The 16,945-nt window shown below is 35.9% G+C and carries 13 protein-coding genes; 1 reads left to right on the forward strand and 12 read right to left on the reverse strand.

What is annotated here, in order from left to right; all coding sequences use genetic code 11:
* Window positions 1-3: 3 nt before the first annotated feature.
* From ruvA to CAP47_RS06615, 12 genes are all read right to left on the reverse strand, one after another.
* Window positions 4-582 carry a Holliday junction branch migration protein RuvA gene (ruvA, locus tag CAP47_RS06560; protein ID WP_100775911.1) on the reverse strand — a complete coding sequence of 193 codons (579 nt, stop codon included), beginning with the start codon at window positions 580-582 and terminating at the stop codon, window positions 4-6.
* A 52-nt stretch (window positions 583-634) separates the two neighbouring features.
* Window positions 635-2,923 carry an NADP-dependent malic enzyme gene (locus CAP47_RS06565; RefSeq protein ID WP_100775912.1) on the reverse strand — a complete coding sequence of 763 codons (2,289 nt, stop codon included), beginning with the start codon at window positions 2,921-2,923 and terminating at the stop codon, window positions 635-637.
* Window positions 2,924-3,014: 91 nt separating this feature from the next.
* A complete protein-coding gene (queG, locus tag CAP47_RS06570; protein WP_100775913.1) occupies window positions 3,015-3,941 on the reverse strand; it encodes a tRNA epoxyqueuosine(34) reductase QueG in 927 nt (308 codons plus the stop codon).
* Window positions 3,942-3,950: 9 nt separating this feature from the next.
* Entirely contained in the window at window positions 3,951-4,973 is a 1,023-nt protein-coding gene (ruvB, locus tag CAP47_RS06575; protein WP_100775914.1) for a Holliday junction branch migration DNA helicase RuvB, read from the reverse strand.
* 105 nt (window positions 4,974-5,078) lie between these two features.
* The gene (locus CAP47_RS06580; protein ID WP_100775915.1) at window positions 5,079-6,902 is read right to left on the reverse strand and encodes a cbb3-type cytochrome c oxidase subunit I; all 1,824 of its coding nucleotides are present in this window, start codon (window positions 6,900-6,902) and stop codon (window positions 5,079-5,081) included.
* Window positions 6,903-6,911: 9 nt separating this feature from the next.
* A complete protein-coding gene (locus CAP47_RS06585) occupies window positions 6,912-7,976 on the reverse strand; it encodes a cytochrome c oxidase subunit II (protein ID WP_100775916.1) in 1,065 nt (354 codons plus the stop codon).
* 27 nt (window positions 7,977-8,003) lie between these two features.
* On the reverse strand, window positions 8,004-9,302 hold the full coding sequence (locus CAP47_RS06590) for a quinol:cytochrome C oxidoreductase (protein WP_100775917.1): 1,299 nt from the start codon (window positions 9,300-9,302) through the stop codon (window positions 8,004-8,006).
* Window positions 9,303-9,327: 25 nt separating this feature from the next.
* Complete coding sequence (locus CAP47_RS06595) at window positions 9,328-9,909, reverse strand: c-type cytochrome (RefSeq protein WP_093244828.1); 582 nt, start codon at window positions 9,907-9,909, stop codon at window positions 9,328-9,330.
* 2 nt (window positions 9,910-9,911) lie between these two features.
* Entirely contained in the window at window positions 9,912-10,436 is a 525-nt protein-coding gene (locus tag CAP47_RS06600) for a DUF3341 domain-containing protein (protein WP_093244833.1), read from the reverse strand.
* A 3-nt stretch (window positions 10,437-10,439) separates the two neighbouring features.
* Entirely contained in the window at window positions 10,440-11,894 is a 1,455-nt protein-coding gene (gene nrfD / locus CAP47_RS06605; RefSeq protein ID WP_100775918.1) for an NrfD/PsrC family molybdoenzyme membrane anchor subunit, read from the reverse strand.
* A 28-nt stretch (window positions 11,895-11,922) separates the two neighbouring features.
* Window positions 11,923-15,009, reverse strand: coding sequence for a TAT-variant-translocated molybdopterin oxidoreductase (locus tag CAP47_RS06610; protein WP_100775919.1), 3,087 nt, complete (start codon window positions 15,007-15,009; stop codon window positions 11,923-11,925).
* 28 nt (window positions 15,010-15,037) lie between these two features.
* On the reverse strand, window positions 15,038-16,357 hold the full coding sequence (locus CAP47_RS06615) for a c-type cytochrome (protein ID WP_100775920.1): 1,320 nt from the start codon (window positions 16,355-16,357) through the stop codon (window positions 15,038-15,040).
* A gap of 189 nt (window positions 16,358-16,546) precedes the next feature.
* On the opposite strand from CAP47_RS06615, the gene CAP47_RS06620 reads away from it, so the two are divergent.
* The gene (locus CAP47_RS06620; RefSeq protein WP_093244852.1) at window positions 16,547-16,912 is read left to right on the forward strand and encodes a hypothetical protein; all 366 of its coding nucleotides are present in this window, start codon (window positions 16,547-16,549) and stop codon (window positions 16,910-16,912) included.
* The last annotated feature ends 33 nt before the right edge of the window (window positions 16,913-16,945 follow it).

The following is a 16,945-nucleotide window of genomic DNA, read 5'->3' on the forward strand; positions in this document are numbered from 1 at the left end:
GAACTATAGTTTTTTCAAGGCGGTTTTAATAATATTCTCTAAAGTAACAGAAGGCTCATCAGCAATAATTTTGCTGACAATCTTTTCAGATTTCTTTCTATTATATCCAAGAGTTTCTAAAGCAGATAACGCTTCTTTCTTATGTGTATTGTTTGAATTTGGGATTTTTTTAACATCGTCAGACAAGTCCATTTTATCTTTGAGATCAATGATCACACGCTGAGCTGTTTTTTTACCAATTCCTTTAACGCTTTGTATTGTATCTGCGTCTTCGCTCGTGATGGCGTCAATCACTTGAGAAGGTGATAGGGATGATAGCATCACCCGAGCTGTGCTTGTTCCTATACCTGAAACACTAATAAGTTTTCGAAAAACTTCACGTTCTTCTTTATCTATGAAGCCATATAAAGTATGCGCATCTTCTTTAACATGAAGATGCGTATATACTTTAATATGTTCTTCGCTTTTTATTTGAGAAAAAGTATGTAGCGAAACATTGATTTCATACCCAATTCCTTGGCAATCAATAACAATGTTTGTCGGATTTTTCTCTATTAATTTTCCTACAATTTGGGTAATCATTTTAAGATGATTTTAAGAAGCCCAAATGTAATAAAATAAATCTATCTTAAATTTATTCGTTCGTTTTCTTTTTCTCTTTAAGTTGGGCGTCAACAACACCTACAGCCGACATATTAACCATTTCATCAACACTTGCTCCGAGTTGGAAAATATGAGCTGGTTTTTTCAGTCCCATCAAAATTGGACCAATTGAGTCTGTATTGTTGAGTTCCTTAATTAACTTATACGTACCATTTGCAGCATCCAAATTAGGATAAATCAAAGTGTTGACTTTCATGTTTTTAAGTTTAGAGAAAGGAAATTTTTCGTTTCTCATCTTTCTGTTAAGAGCAAAGTCAACTTGTAATTCGCCATCTACAATAATCTCAGGATTATTTTTATGCAAAATCGAAATGGCTTCTTTTACTTTACTTGCATTTGGATCTGTTGATGAGCCAAAGTTTGAATAAGATGCCATAGCGATAATCGGTTCAATACCAAACATCTTAACAGCCATTGAAGTCATGATTGAAATATTGGCAAGTTCTTCAGCAGTTGGGTCGATATTGATAGATGTATCACTGATAAAGATTGGGCCTTTTGCTGTGTTTAAAACATTGGTTGCTGCAACTTTTTTGACACCTTTTTCTTTTCCGATAATTTGTAATATAGGTTTTAAAACAGAAGGATAAGCTCTTGAATAACCAGAAAGCATTACATCAGCGTCACCTTTTTCAAGCATAACGGTTGCAAAATAATTTCTTTCTCTTAAAAGTTTTGTTGCATCGTAATAAGTGATGCCTTTTCTAGCTTTTTTGTTCCATAAAAACTCAGCGTATTCATCTCTTGTTTTTTTCTGACTGTCATCTTTAGGGTCGATAATTTCAATGTTGTCAGCTTCAAAATCAATCTCTTTCATCAGTTCGATAATGACATCCTTACGACCTAATAAAATTGGGATGCCAATGCCTTCATCATGAACAATTTGGGCAGCTTTTAAAACATCAAGGTGGTCAGCTTCAGCGTAAACAATGCGTTTAGGATTCCTTTTTGCCGTTGTCATTAACAAACGGGTAATTTTATCTTCGCTTCCCATACGATCGTTTAACTCATCTTCATAAGCTTGCCAATCAGTAATAGGGATTTTTGCAACACCAGATTCAATTGCAGCTTTTGCAACTGCTGGTGGGATTTTAGCGATTAATCTTGGGTCAAATGGCTTCGGAATAATATAATCTCTTCCGAAATTTAAACGTGTTTCAGAGTAAGCAATATTGACTTGTTCTGGCACAGGTTCTTTAGCTAAATCTGCCAAAGCACGAACAGCAGCCATTTTCATTTCCTCATTAATTTTACTTGCTCTCACATCTAAGGCACCTCTGAACAAGAAAGGAAATCCAAGAACGTTATTAACTTGGTTTGGAAAGTCTGTTCGGCCTGTAGCCATAATCAAATCTTTTCTTGTTTTTATAGCAAGATCATAATCGATTTCTGGATTAGGGTTTGCCATTGCAAAAACAATAGGATTGTCCGACATGCTTAAAAGCATTTCTGGCGAGACAATATCAGCAATGGAGAGACCAACAAATACGTCGGCATCCTTCATCGCATCTTCAATGGTATGAATGTTTCTGCCAGTTGCGAAATATTCCTTTTCAGGTGTTAAATGATCTCTGTCTTTTCTAATGACTCCTTTGCTGTCAAGCATGACAATGTTTTCAGACTTTGCACCAAAGGATTTGTATAGCTTTGTACAAGAGACCGCTGCTGCACCAGCTCCGCTCACAACGATTCTAACATCTTCCATTTTTTTGCCTGCAATTTCAACAGCATTAATCAGTGCAGCAGCTGAGATAATTGCAGTTCCATGTTGGTCGTCATGCATCACAGGAATGTCCAACTCATCTTTTAATCTTTTCTCGATTTCAAAAGCTTCAGGTGCTTTGATATCTTCTAGATTAATACCTCCAAAAGTATTAGCAATGTTCTTGACTGTTTCAATAAAAGTTTCAGGATCTTTTGCATCAACTTCAATGTCAAAGACATCAATATCTGCAAAAATTTTAAACAAAAGTCCTTTGCCTTCCATCACAGGTTTTGAAGCTTCAGGACCGATGTCACCGAGACCTAAAACAGCAGTACCGTTTGAGATTACTGCCACAAGGTTACTTTTGTTTGTATATTTATAGGCGTTGTTTTTGTCTTTTTCTATTTCTTTACAAGGCTCTGCAACTCCTGGAGAATAAGCGAGACCAAGGTCGCGCTGTGTAGCATATTTTTTAGTAGGTATAACTTCAATCTTGCCAGGTTTAGGTTTTGCGTGATAAACTAATGCTTCACGTCTTTTGCTTTCTTTGCTCATAATTTAGAATAATTAACTGAAAATTTCAGTTTTTTCGACTTACAAAAATACAATATAATTCTTTCTAATGTAATTGGAATTAGTGAGATGTTCAGTCTTTTAAGATATAATTAATATTACGTTTAAGACCTTCATATTTTGTTCTTTTAACAGCAGATTTTCTGAAAATCTCATTGAAGACGTCTTTGGTAATTTCTGTCCAATCCTCTTTGTCATAAGTTAAAAGATCAGGATGAGGATTGAAGAGAGGTTCATTGTGTGGTTTGCTAAAACGATTCCAAGGGCAAACGTCTTGACAGATGTCACAACCAAACATCCAATCTTCAAATTTGTTTTTAAAGTCTGACGGGATTTCTTCTTTTAACTCAATCGTTAAGTATGATATGCATTTACTTCCGTCAACTTGATATGGTGTGATTGCTTGTGTTGGGCATGCATCAATACATTTTGTGCATGAGCCGCAATGGTCAGTGACTGGCGTATCGTAAGCGAGAGGTAAATCGATAACTAACTCTGATATAAAGTAGAACGAACCTCTTTGTTTAGTGAGTAGATTTGAGTGTTTTCCAATCCAACCCAATCCGCTTTTGGCTGCCCAAGCTTTTTCAAGAACAGGAGCAGAATCAACAAACACACGTCCGTTAATTTCTCCTATTTCTTCGTTTAATTCTTCCATCATCAATCTCAGTTTCTTTTTGATGACATGATGGTAATCTTGTCCGTAAGCATATTTGCTCACTTTAAATGTGTTTTCTTTTTGTTTTTCTTCAGGGAAATAATTGCAGAGAAGGGAGACGACACTTTTTGCACCCTCAACGAGTTTGGAAGGATCAAGACGTTTATCGAAATGATTTTCCATATACTGCATTTTGCCATTGGCATTTTCGTTTAACCAATTTTCTAATCGAGGCGCTTCTTGTTCTAAAAATTCTGCTTTACTGATACCACATGAGATAAAACCATATTTTTCGGCTTTCTCTTTAATGAGTTGGCTATGTTTTTCAGTATTTGAATTCATCCAGAAAATTTAAAATAAACCACTTTGTTGTGTCGGCTTGTTTTTATTTAAGTGTTTATAAGCTAATTCAGTCACTTCTCTACCGCGTGGCGTTCGGTTGATGAATCCTTTTTGTATCAAAAAGGGTTCGTAAACTTCTTCAATAGTTTCTGCATTTTCACCAACAGCTGTTGAGACTGTTCCTAAACCAACAGGGCCACCTTTAAATTTATCAATAATGGTATTTAATATTTTATTGTCCATGTCATCTAGACCATGCGCATCAACGTTGAGCGCCTTCAGACTATATTTTGATATTTCTAAATCAATATTTCCGTTTCCTTTTATCTGAGCAAAATCTCTGACTCTTCTTAATAAAGAGTTCGCAATACGAGGTGTGCCGCGGCTTCTACCTGCAATTTCGATGGCCGCTTGCTGAGAGATTTTAACATCAAGGATGCGTGCACTTCTAATTACAATATCGCTTAATAATTCTGTGCTATAATATTCTAGACGGTTTGAAATTCCAAAACGCGCACGCATTGGAGAGGTGAGGAGTCCAGAACGTGTTGTTGCGCCAATGAGTGTAAAAGGGTTCAGATTAATTTCTACACTTCTTGCATTAGGACCTGACTCAATCATGATATCGATTTTGTAATCTTCCATGGCAGAGTAGAGGTATTCCTCGACAACCGAACTTAAACGGTGTATTTCATCAATGAATAAAACATCTCTTTCTTCTAGATTTGTTAATAAACCTGCTAAATCTCCAGGTTTGTCGATGACTGGTCCAGATGTGATTTTGATATTGGCATCCAACTCTTTGGCGAGAATATGAGCTAAAGTTGTTTTTCCAAGGCCAGGAGGTCCATGAAACAAAGTATGATCAAGCGCTTCGCCTCTCAAGTTTGCAGCTTTGACAAAGACTTGTAAATTTTCTAAAACATGAGATTGCCCAGCAAAGTCATCAAAACTTAAGGGTCTTAAAGCTCTTTCGTATTCAAACTCTTCTGAGTTAAAGTGATCGGCTTCTGGATTAAGGTTTTCATTCATAAAAACAAAGATAGCGAAAAAGAGTTTCGTGTAAAAGCATTCATAAAAAAGCGGGATAACCTAAAAGGAAATCCCGCTGAAATATATTAGTTGAGAAGATTTAGCTTAATGCATTGTTTCTTCTTCATTATCACGAATAGGTACGTTTTGAGGAACGAAATCTTGTCCAGCAATGACGTAGTCTTTTTCATCTTTATCCATTTTGGAGTAATCGTAAGGCCATCTGTAAACCACTGGCAATTCTCCTGGCCAGTTACCATGAAGGTGCTCTACTGGAGTTGTCCACTCAAGTGTTGTTGCATTCCAAGGGTTTTGAGTTGCTTTTTTACCGTAAAAAATTGAGTAAAAGAAGTTCCAAAGGAAAACAACTTGTACTGCTGCAGCGATAATTGCAAAGATCGTAATTAAGACGTTTACATCAGCTAAATCGTCAAAATATGGAAAAGCTGTGTTAGAGTAATAACGACGTGGAAGACCTGCTAAACCAACAAAGTGCATAGGGAAGAATACTCCATAAGCGCCAATGGCTGTGATCCAAAAGTGAACATAACCTAAGTTTTTGTTCATCATACGACCAAACATCTTTGGGAACCAATGATAAACACCAGCAAGTAAGCCATAAATAGCTGAAATACCCATCACCAAGTGGAAGTGAGCAACCACGAAATACGTATCATGAACGTTAATATCTAAAGTACTATCACCTAGGATAATTCCTGTTAAACCTCCAGTAATAAAAGTAGAAACAAAGCCAATTGAGAATAACATGGCTGGGTTCATCTGCAGATTTCCCTTCCATAAAGTTGTAATCCAGTTAAAAGCTTTAACTGCTGAAGGAATAGCAATTAATAATGTTGTAAATGTAAATACAGAACCTAAAAATGGATTCATTCCTGAAACGAACATATGGTGTCCCCAAACAATTGTTGATAAGAAAGCAATTGCTAAGATTGAAGCGATCATAGCTCTATAACCAAAAATTGGTTTTCTGGCATTTGTCGCCATGATTTCAGAGACAAGTCCCATGGCTGGTAGAATCACGATGTAAACTTCAGGGTGACCTAAGAACCAAAATAAGTGTTCAAACAAAACTGGTGAACCTCCTTGGTGAGCTAAAACTTCACCTTGGATATAAATATCACTTAAGAAGAATGAAGTTCCAAAACTTCTATCCATAATCAACAATAAAGCTGCTGATAAAAGAACAGGGAAAGAAACTAAACCAATGATAGCAGTGACAAAAAGAGCCCAGACTGTCAATGGTAAGCGTGTCATAGACATTCCTTTAGTTCTTAAGTTTAAAACAGTAACAATGTAGTTAAGACCTGCAATAATTTGTGAAGCGATAAAGAACGCCATTGAAATTAACCACAACGTCATACCCATTCCTGAACCACCAATAGCCTGTGGTAAAGCACTCAACGGTGGATAAATTGTCCATCCTGCGGATGCTGGACCAGCTTCAACGAATAGTGAGCTCAACATGATTGCACAAGAGATAAAAAACAACCAGTATGATACCATGTTAAGGAATCCTGATGCCATATCTCGTGCACCGATTTGCAACGGTATCAAGAGGTTACTGAAAGTACCGCTCAAACCAGCTGTTAGTACGAAGAAAACCATGATTGTACCATGAATTGTTACCAATGCGAGATACATACTTGGGTCCATTACTCCATCTTTAGAAAACTTACCTAATAAGGCATCAAAAATCCAAAAAGATTCTCCTGGCCATGCTAGTTGAATTCTAAAAAGTACTGACATCATGATCCCGATGATCCCCATAATCAGACCTGTAATAAGGTACTGTTTAGAGATCATTTTATGATCATAACTAAAAATATATTTTTCAATAAACGTTTGTTTGTGCTCATGATGTTCTTCATGCGCACCGCCATTTTCATTATGTTGTAAAACTACTGACATATTTTAGGATTATTTTTTAGCAGTTAATTCTTGAAATGTTTGTTGTTCACTCATCCATGCATCAAAGTCTTCTTCTTCTTCAACAACGATTTTCATCTGCATGTTATAGTGTGATGCTCCACAAATTTTATTACATAGTAGAAAGTAATCAAATTCGTATTCTTCAAGAGCCATGTCGCCTTGAGCTTCTAACTCAATACTATTCTCCTCTCTAATTTCATTTATTGTTTGAACTTTGTCAACCATATAATCAGTTTGACGCATTTCTTCAGTTGTTAATGTTGGTGTAAAACCAAACTGAGTGATCATACCTGGAACAACGTTCATTTGAGCTCTAAAATGAGGGAAGTAAGCTGAGTGAAGAACATCTTGAGATCTAAATTTGAAGATGACAGGTCTTCCTTTAGGAAGGTGTAGTTCATTAACTATAACATCATCCTCAGTATAAGGATCACTTTCGTCAAGGCCAAGTTGATTAACACCTTCAATAAATCGGACGTTAGCTTTTCCTAAAGTTTTATCATCACCTGCATATCTCGCTCTCCAGTCGAACTGGTAAGCATAGATTTCAACAACAAGCGTATCATCTGTTTCCTCTAAATTCATGATATCGTTCCAGCTGAATAATCCATAAATAATTAATCCTGCTAACGCAATAACTGGAATAATTGTCCAGATGAATTCTAACTTATCATTATCTGCATAGAATAATGCTTTTCTACCTTTTTTACCGTGATATTTATAAGCAAACCAATGAAGTAGGAACTGCGTAATCATTTGTACGAAAATCAGTAATCCCATTGATATAAGCATCAATTGGTCGAATGTGTGACCGTGTTCAGATGCTGAATCAGGTAATAATAATTTACCATATTCCCAGAATGAATAAAACATCAATCCGTAAAGGAAAACAGTAAAGGCGAGCATTAATTGAGCTTGGTTCTTATTGTCTTTGTTATCTGCTATTTCAGTATCATTACTGTCTGAGGGTTTTGACAATTTGACAATTTTGGATAATTGCCAAAAGGTAATCCCTAAGAGTGCGATAACTATGATTATAAGTAATGTCGTCATTTGTTATTAATTTAATTCTTTGTTTTTTTAGTAATGGTAATTTTTACTTTCTTTAAGGAATGGATTGTTTTTAGGCAATAAATTGACTTTTCCAAGCGCATTAAAGACCACAAATATAAACAATCCTGCGATTAATAAAACAGAACTTATTTCTGGAATACCAATCGACCATGATTCACCAACTGTTCCTGGCGCAATCATCACATAAAAGTTAAGATAATGGCCAACTAAAATTGTTATACCACTAAAGACGATGATCCAGTTGATTCGTTTGAAATCAGAGTTCATCAATATCAACAATGGGAATAAGAAGTTGATAGCAACCATACCAAAGAATGGTATTTTATAATCTTGAATTCTTGCTGCGTAATAAACAATCTCTTCAGGAATATTTGAATACCAAATCAATAGAAATTGAGAGAACCATAAGTAAGTCCAGAAAATAGACATACCAAACATGAATTTAGCTAGATCATGAATATGACTGTCATTAACAAACTCCATGTAGCCTAATTTCTTTAGGTAAATTGTAATTAAAGCAATAGCTGTAATACCTGCAACAAACATACTTGCAAATACATACCATCCGAATAAAGTACTGAACCAGTGTGTGTCAATACTCATAATCCAATCCCAAGACATCATAGATTCAGTCACAATGAAGAAAATCAAGAATATCGCTGATAGCTTGAAGTTCTTCTTGTGTAATCTAATATCAGGATTGTTGTCTAATTTTCTTGAGTTGTTGATAATCACTCTAGAAAGTAAAATCCATCCACCGATATAAATCAAAGCTCTGATAAAAAAGAAAGGAATATTTAAATAGCCAGTTTTAGCCGATATAATTGAATCATTCGCAACAATCTCAGGATCCATCCATATAAAAAGATGATTCATGTTTAACGCTGAGAATATAAAAATAACAATTAGTATTACAGCACCAGGGAGCATGTAATGAGAAACCCCTTCCATAACTCGGAATAGAACTGGTGACCAACCTGCTTGTGAAGCGTGCTGAATTGCATAAAATGCAAATGCACCCAAGGCAAGTAGGAAGAAAAACAAGCTTGACGTATAAATTGCTGTCCAAGGTTTGTTTTTCAGTTGTGTTAATACGTGCTCTGCGTGAGAATCGTGATCATCAACATGATCTGCATTTGCTGCATTAGCAGTATTTGCTTCATCGCCATGATGATCATTAGCTAGCATTTCCTTAACTTCTTCTACTGAAGAAGGAGTATCCACAAAGCTATAAATTAAACCAACTGCACCTACAATCATTAAAATTATAGCAGTGAGTTGTACGTTTTTTGACATCTTATACATAACTATCTATCTTGATGTTTCTAAATTATTGTTCGTTTTCAAATGGAGGTTGCTCTACACCGTCTAAATCGCCTTTAAGCTTCATAACATACATGTTAACTTGCCACATTTCTTTCTGGCTTAGTTGTGATGCGTAAGAACCCATAGTGTTAAGACCATATTTGGTGACATGGTAAACACTTCCTTCTGTTATAGCTCGACCTTGATCATCAAAAGCAGGAACACCTAATATTTTTTCATTTTTGACTAGGATGCCTTTTCCATCACCTGCACCATGACATACAGCACAGTAAATATTGAAAAGCTCTGTACCTTTTTGCATATTATCTTCAGTATACGCAATCGGGTTTCTAAGTTCAGCTTTTGCTGCATCGTAACCATCTAAATTATCCTCGTATTCATAAGGCATCCAACCTCTAGAGATTGATCCTTCTACAGGTAGCTTTGCTTCTTGTCCCTCATAGAAAATTTCATATTCTCCATAAGTTTCATAAGCATCTGAATACATCATGTTCGGGAAATACTGCGCGCCTTTTCCATCTTCATCAGCACATGAAAAAATAGTAAAAGCAAACATTGCTAGTAATATGAAGTTAAACTTATTCATCTCTAGTTATCTTTTAATTTTATTTCTGTAGCTCCCGAATTATAAACTAAATCAGTAAGCTCTTTATGATTCTTTTCGTTAACTGAAATTTCCATTAGAAATCGGTCATCAGTTGTTCTTAAGTCTGGATTTTCAGCTTTTTTAAACGGCCATAATTTACTTCTCATATAAAAAGTAATAACCATTAAGTGAGCAGCAAAAAACACTGTCAATTCGAACATAATTGGAACAAATGATGGCATATTTTCAATAAAACTGAAACTTGGTTTACCACCAATGTTTTGAGGCCAATCTTCAATCATGATAAAATTCATCATAGCCGTTGCCACAACAAGTCCAACAATACCATATAAGAAGGCTGTGATGGCTAACCTTGTTTCTTTTAAACCCATTGCTTTATCTAATCCATGAACAGGGAATGGGGTGTAGACTTCTTCAATATGATATTTATTAGCGCGGACAGATTTAACTGCTTCCATCAAAATATCATCGTCTGTATAAATTGCTTGTAATACTTTTGACGCCATTTTCTATTTATTAAATTCGTTAGTAAAGTCTGGCTTAGCCTCTTGCTTATAAGGATCATGCAATGGAGCATCGTCACCTTTTTCAGCTCTAATCCTTTTGTATTTCTCACCTGAAGATTTCAGGATTGATTTTAATTCTGCTTGTGCAATCACAGGGAAAGTACGTGCATATAATAAGAATAAAACAAAGAAGAAACCAATTGTTCCAACAAATATTCCGATATCAACGTAAGTTGGAGAGAACATTGTCCATGCAGATGGCATATAATCTCTATGTAATGATGTTGCGATAATTACAAATCTTTCAAACCACATCCCGATATTAACAATAATTGAAATAAAGAATGAGAACATGATGCTTCTTCTGAGCTTAGGGAACCACATGAATTGTGGAGAGATAACATTACAAGTCATCATCGCCCAATATGCCCACCAGTACGGACCTGTTGCTCTGTTTAAGAAAGCAAATTGCTCGTATTCAACACCTGAATACCAAGCCATAAACAACTCTGTAATATAAGCTACACCAACGATAGAACCCGTAATCATAATAACGATATTCATCAATTCTATATGCTGATGCGTGATATATGCTTCTAAATTTGACACCTTTCTCATTGTAATAAGTAAAGTATTTACCATTGCGAATCCAGAGAAAATAGCTCCTGCAACGAAGTAAGGAGGGAAGATTGTCGTATGCCAACCTGGTATAACAGATGTTGCGAAGTCAAAAGATACAATTGTATGTACAGAAAGTACTAATGGTGTTGCTAAACCTGCTAAGACTAAGTTTACTTCTTCAAAACGTTGCCAATCTTTAGCTCTTCCTGACCAACCAAATGAAAGGATTCCGTAAATTCTTTTCTGGAATGGCTTTACTGCTCTATCACGAATCATCGCAAAGTCAGGTAATAAACCTGTCCACCAGAAAACAAGTGATACCGATAAATAGGTTGAAATTGCAAATACATCCCAAAGTAATGGTGAGTTAAAGTTTACCCATAATGAACCAAATTGGTTTGGTATAGGAAGTACCCAATATGCCAACCATGGTCGACCCATGTGTATAATAGGGAATAAACCAGCTTGCACAACAGCAAAAATCGTCATTGCTTCTGCTGATCTGTTAATGGACATTCTCCACTTTTGTCTGAATAATAAAAGTACTGCTGAGATGAGGGTTCCTGCGTGACCAATACCAACCCACCAAACGAAGTTAGTAATATCCCAAGCCCAACCAATTGTTTTGTTTAATCCCCAAGTTCCAATACCTGTAGATACGGTGTAAATAATACATCCAAGTCCCCATAAAAAGGCAATTAGAGATATTGAAAATACTATCCACCAAGATTTGTTAGCCTTACCCTCAACTGGTCTCACAACATCAAGTGTGACATCATGGTATGATTTATCTCCAGTAATTAAGGGTTTTCTTATAGGCGCTTCGTAATGAGACATAATACGCTATTGATTTATTTCTTATTTATTAAGCTTCTGTTGTGTTTCTAACTTTAGTTTGATACATCACATTTGGTTTTGTACCTAAGTACTCAAGTAAGTGATACATTCTATCGTCATCTCTTTTTTCGACAACTTTACTTTCCTTATCATTCACATCACCAAACACCATTGCACCTTTGTCACAAGCTGCAGAACAAGCTGTTTGGAATTCACCATCCTCTATTTCTCTACCATCTCGTTTTGCATCCAAAATAGTTTTCTGAGTCATTTGAATACATAGAGAACATTTCTCCATGACACCTCTTGATCTTACTGTGACATCTGGGTTTAAAACCATACGTCCTAAATCGTTGTTCATATGGTAGTCAAACTCATCGTTTTGACTATACTGGAACCAGTTAAACCTTCTGACTTTGTAAGGACAGTTGTTTGCACAATATCTTGTACCAACACATCTATTGTAAGTCATATGGTTTTGACCTTGACGGCTATGAGCTGTCGCAGCTACTGGGCAAACTGTTTCACAAGGCGCGTGATTACAGTGTTGACACATCACTGGCTGGAAAATTACTTGAACATCAGTTTCTGATGGCTCTTCTAATTCAGCAAATTTGCTCAAAGATTCACTTAAACCAGAAATATTGTCTTTCTTTTCATAATCTCCTTGTAAAGAATCTTCTGAAGAATAATATCGGTCAATTCTTAACCAGTGCATATCTCTACTCTTACGGACTTCATGTTTTCCAACTACAGGAACGTTATTTTCACTATGACATGCAATCACACAAGCTCCACAACCTGTACACGAGTTGAGGTCGATAGAAAGATTAAAATGATGACCGATTTCACGATCAAATTCTTGCCATAAGTCAACATCTGGTGATGTTACTTTTGTTGGTTTATGATTTAATGAAACTTCTGGTACTTTATTCCATGCGTCTTTATCACTTGTGTTGAAAATTTCAAGTGTTGTTTCTTTAACGATATCACGACGACCCATCATTGTGTGGTGTAACTGAACACATGCAAATTCATGAACTCCAGTTCCTTTTGAAAGCGATACATTTTGATGTGTATCAAAATCTTTATATAATTTAAAGGCGTTGTGACCAACTTGCATTTCTTCTTGAATAGATTCTGTTTTACCATAACCTAAAGCCAAGCCTATTGAACCTGGAGCTTGTCCTGGTTGAATAAATGCTGGGATATTTTCAAGAGTCATCTCACCTAAAGTCAGGTTTACATAATCACCATTTAATGCACCATCAGCTACATTGTAATTCTGAAGACCTAAGCTTTCAGCATCGCTTTTCGCGATAGTGATATAGTTATCCCAAGATGTTCTTGTAATTGGATCTGGCATTTCTTGCAACCATGGGTTGTTAGATTGTTGACCATCTCCGATTGATGTTTTTGTATATAATGTTAATTCAAGATTGTCGCCTGAATTAGACATTAATTGTCTTGCTGCTGAATTCGCATTGAATGCAGAAGACATTGTTTCTCCTTCAGTTTCTCCTGTATTAACTTCACCTTCATATGTGAAAGCACCATCATGTAGACTTTGATTCCAAGATAATCCACCAAAACTTTGATTAAATGTTTCTTTTATAAAACCATAGTAATCTGTTGAATCACTAACAATGTTTAAAAGACATTCTTCAAATTGACGTGTGTCAAAAAGAGGTTGAATTGTTGGTTGAACTAAGCTGAATGTATTTTTAGTTAACTGAACATCTCCCCAAGATTCTAGGTAGTGAGGTGTTGAAGCAACATATTTTGCTTGCGTTGCAGTTTCATCTAACTTCATGCTGAATGCAACTGTTGCATCAACATTTTGCATTGCTTCTGTAAATTCTTCAGCATTTGGTAAACTGTAAACTGGGTTTACACCAGCTGTCATTAAGACACCAACTTGACCTGACTGCATTTCTTCAATTAATCTATCAACTTTGGAATTCTCACCTTGGCGAATCATTCTTGCGTTGTTAGTATCGATGATTGTGCTTGATAAAGCTGCATTGATTTCAAGAGCCATGCGTTGCGCGCCCTCATCTTGAATGCCAGTGACGAAAACTGATTTTGAACCGCCTTTCTTCAGCGATTTTACAGCTGAATCAACAGCTTTTTGTGTTTTTGCATCTAATTCAGTAGAACCAGCATTTGAAACAATCTGGTTATAAATTTCAACTAAAACTTGCTTCTGAACAGAAGGCTTAGCAGCAATACGTTTATCAGCGTTTCCACCAGATAATGTCATATTTGCTTCAAATTGGATGTGACGTGACATCTTACCATTCTTAGGCTCACGACCTTTTGAATAGCTTGCATCAAATCCGCCACCTTGCCAATCTCCTAAGAAATCAGCACCAACACTTACGATTGTTTCAGCTTTTCCGAAATCATAATTTGGAAGTGCTTTATAACCATATTTCCCTTGAAAAGCTTTTAATGCAGCTTCTTCAGAAACAGAATCATATACAATATGTTCAGTGTTAGGATATTTTTCTTTAAATTGTTTGATCAATCGATCTGTTGAAGGACTTGCAAAAGTCTGCGTCAATAGAACAATTTTCTTAGTTGATGCCAAATTAAGTTCAATACCTACTTTTTCATCAAACTCAGACCAAGTTGCATCTCTACCTTCAATCTGAGGGTTTTGAAGACGCTTAATATCATATAAATCTAAAACAGAAGCATGAACTCTTGCTTTACCTGCTGTGAAATCTTTTGCACTTGTATTATTGTTAATTTTAATCGGTCTCCCTTCTCTTGTTTTTACAAGCACACTCGCAAAATCAAATCCGTTTGCAATTGTTGTTGCATAGTAATCTGCAACCCCAGGAACTAACCTGTCTGGTTGAACAACGTAGGGGATAGACTTGACAACTGGCCCTTCACAAGCTGCAAGTGAAGCAGCGGCAGTACTAAAGCCAACATATTTTAAGAAATCTCGACGTGTAGTTTTAGAACTCTCTAATTTTTCTTTATTACCTAAGAATTCATCGGTAGGAATATGCTCTACAAACTCGTTGTTTTCAAGTGACTGCACTTCAGGATTGTTTTCATCCAGCTGAGCCTCACTTTTCCAATATTTTTTTTCTGATGACATATCTCGATTCAAATTTTCTTCATTATTATTAATAGTGACACTTACCACATTCGATTCCGCCCATTTGAGCTGCAGTAACTTTTTCTACACCATATTTTTTAGCAAGTTCTTCGTGTATTTTCTCGTAATAAGCATTGCCTTCCATTTTTACATTTGTCTCTCTATGACAATTGATACACCAACCCATTGTTAGTGGAGCGTCTTGATACATAATCTCCATTTCTTCAACTGGACCGTGACATGTCTGACATTCAATTTGTCCAACACTGACGTGCTGAGAATGGTTAAAGTAGGCAAAGTCAGGTAGGTTGTGAATTCTTACCCATTTCACAGGTTTTGTTTCTCCTGTGTAAGATTGTGTTGAAGGATCCCAACCAACTGCATCGTATAGTTTTTGGATTTCTCCATCATAAAATTCTTTAGAATATTCCTCAGTTGCAGTTTCCTCTGCAACTTCACCAATCTGCTGGTGACAGTTCATACAAGTATTCAAAGATGGAATACCTGAGTGTTTAGATTTTCTTGCAGATGAGTGACAATATTTACATTCAATTTGGTTATCGCCTGCGTGAATTCTGTGTGAGTAATGAATAGGTTGAATTGGTTCATAACCTTGGTCAATACCAACATTCATTAAAGCACCGTAGCCAAACCACGTCACGACTAAAAGCATAACACTAACAGTCACAATAATCAGGAATTGATTTTCTGCAAATGCAACCCAAATAGGCTTACCTTTTTCTTTTTTCTCTTCAACCTCAACACCATTAACCTCCGCAAATTTGCGTAAAGTTTTATTGACCAAGTAAAGAATTACTGCAAGCATCAATAAAACGAATGCTAATACGCCAATAATGACTTCATTAGAAATACCAGATCCGCCACCGCCCTCTGCAACTGCAGCACCAGCATCAGCTTCCTTCTTTTTTGGTTCTGGTTTTGGTTGTTCTACATATGCTAGAATGTCGTCAATGTCTTCATTGCTTAACTGAGGGAAAGCATTCATAGAAACTTTGTTCCATTCATTGTAAACAGCAACAGCTTCAGAATCTCCTGAGGCAATTAATTCTTGACTGTTCTTAATCCATTTGTAAAGCCATTCCATATCACGACGTTCAGTTACGCCATGTAAAGCAGGGCCCACACCGTCCTTGTAAGGTTTGTGACATGCAGCACATAAAGAATTGAATAAATCCTTTCCGGCTACCGGGTCAGCTCCGGGAATCGCCGATTCAGTGCTTCCTGCAGATGCTTCATCTTCCTGAGCATAAGTGCTTGAAAGTGAAAAGATAAGAATGGATAGTAAAAAATACTTTAAAATTCCTTGATTTAAGGTCACCTTTCTCATAGTGTTGTAATTAACTATTTTTGTTAAGCTTGTAAGTTGTAATATTCTGTTAATTTAACAAGCCAGAATTGTTCACAAAAGTAATACTTAACAATGATTTTCTGAATAGACTCATTTGTTAAATGCTAATTTATAACGCTTCTAAATAGATTGTGACGCAAATATATTATTTTAGCTGAAAATTTTTCCATGAAATATCTTTTTTGTTTTCTCTTCATTTATTCATCATTTACCGTTTTTTCTCAGTCAGAAATCAAAGGTGAAAATGCAAGGCTTGTACAAGAACTTAGTTCAACCAAAAGTAAGCTAGAGTCGAGATTTCAGCTGAAATCAGTTTATAAAATACAAGTGTTTTCAGGAAGTATTCAACAAGCCAAAAAAGTCAAAAACGACTATGATCAGTTAGCGCTAGATTTTAGCTCAATGATTTTTTATGAGTCTCCAAATTACAAGGTTTGGATTGGAAGTTTCCGAACTAAACTAGATGCTGATAGAGCTTTTCTTGAATTAAAAAATGACTTTCCTCATGCTTTTGTGTTTCAACCAGGTCGCTAACTTTATTTAATTAACACTTCTTTTACTATCGTT

Source organism: Psychroflexus sp. S27 (assembly GCF_002810405.1).
GTDB lineage: Bacteria > Bacteroidota > Bacteroidia > Flavobacteriales > Flavobacteriaceae > Psychroflexus > Psychroflexus halocasei_A.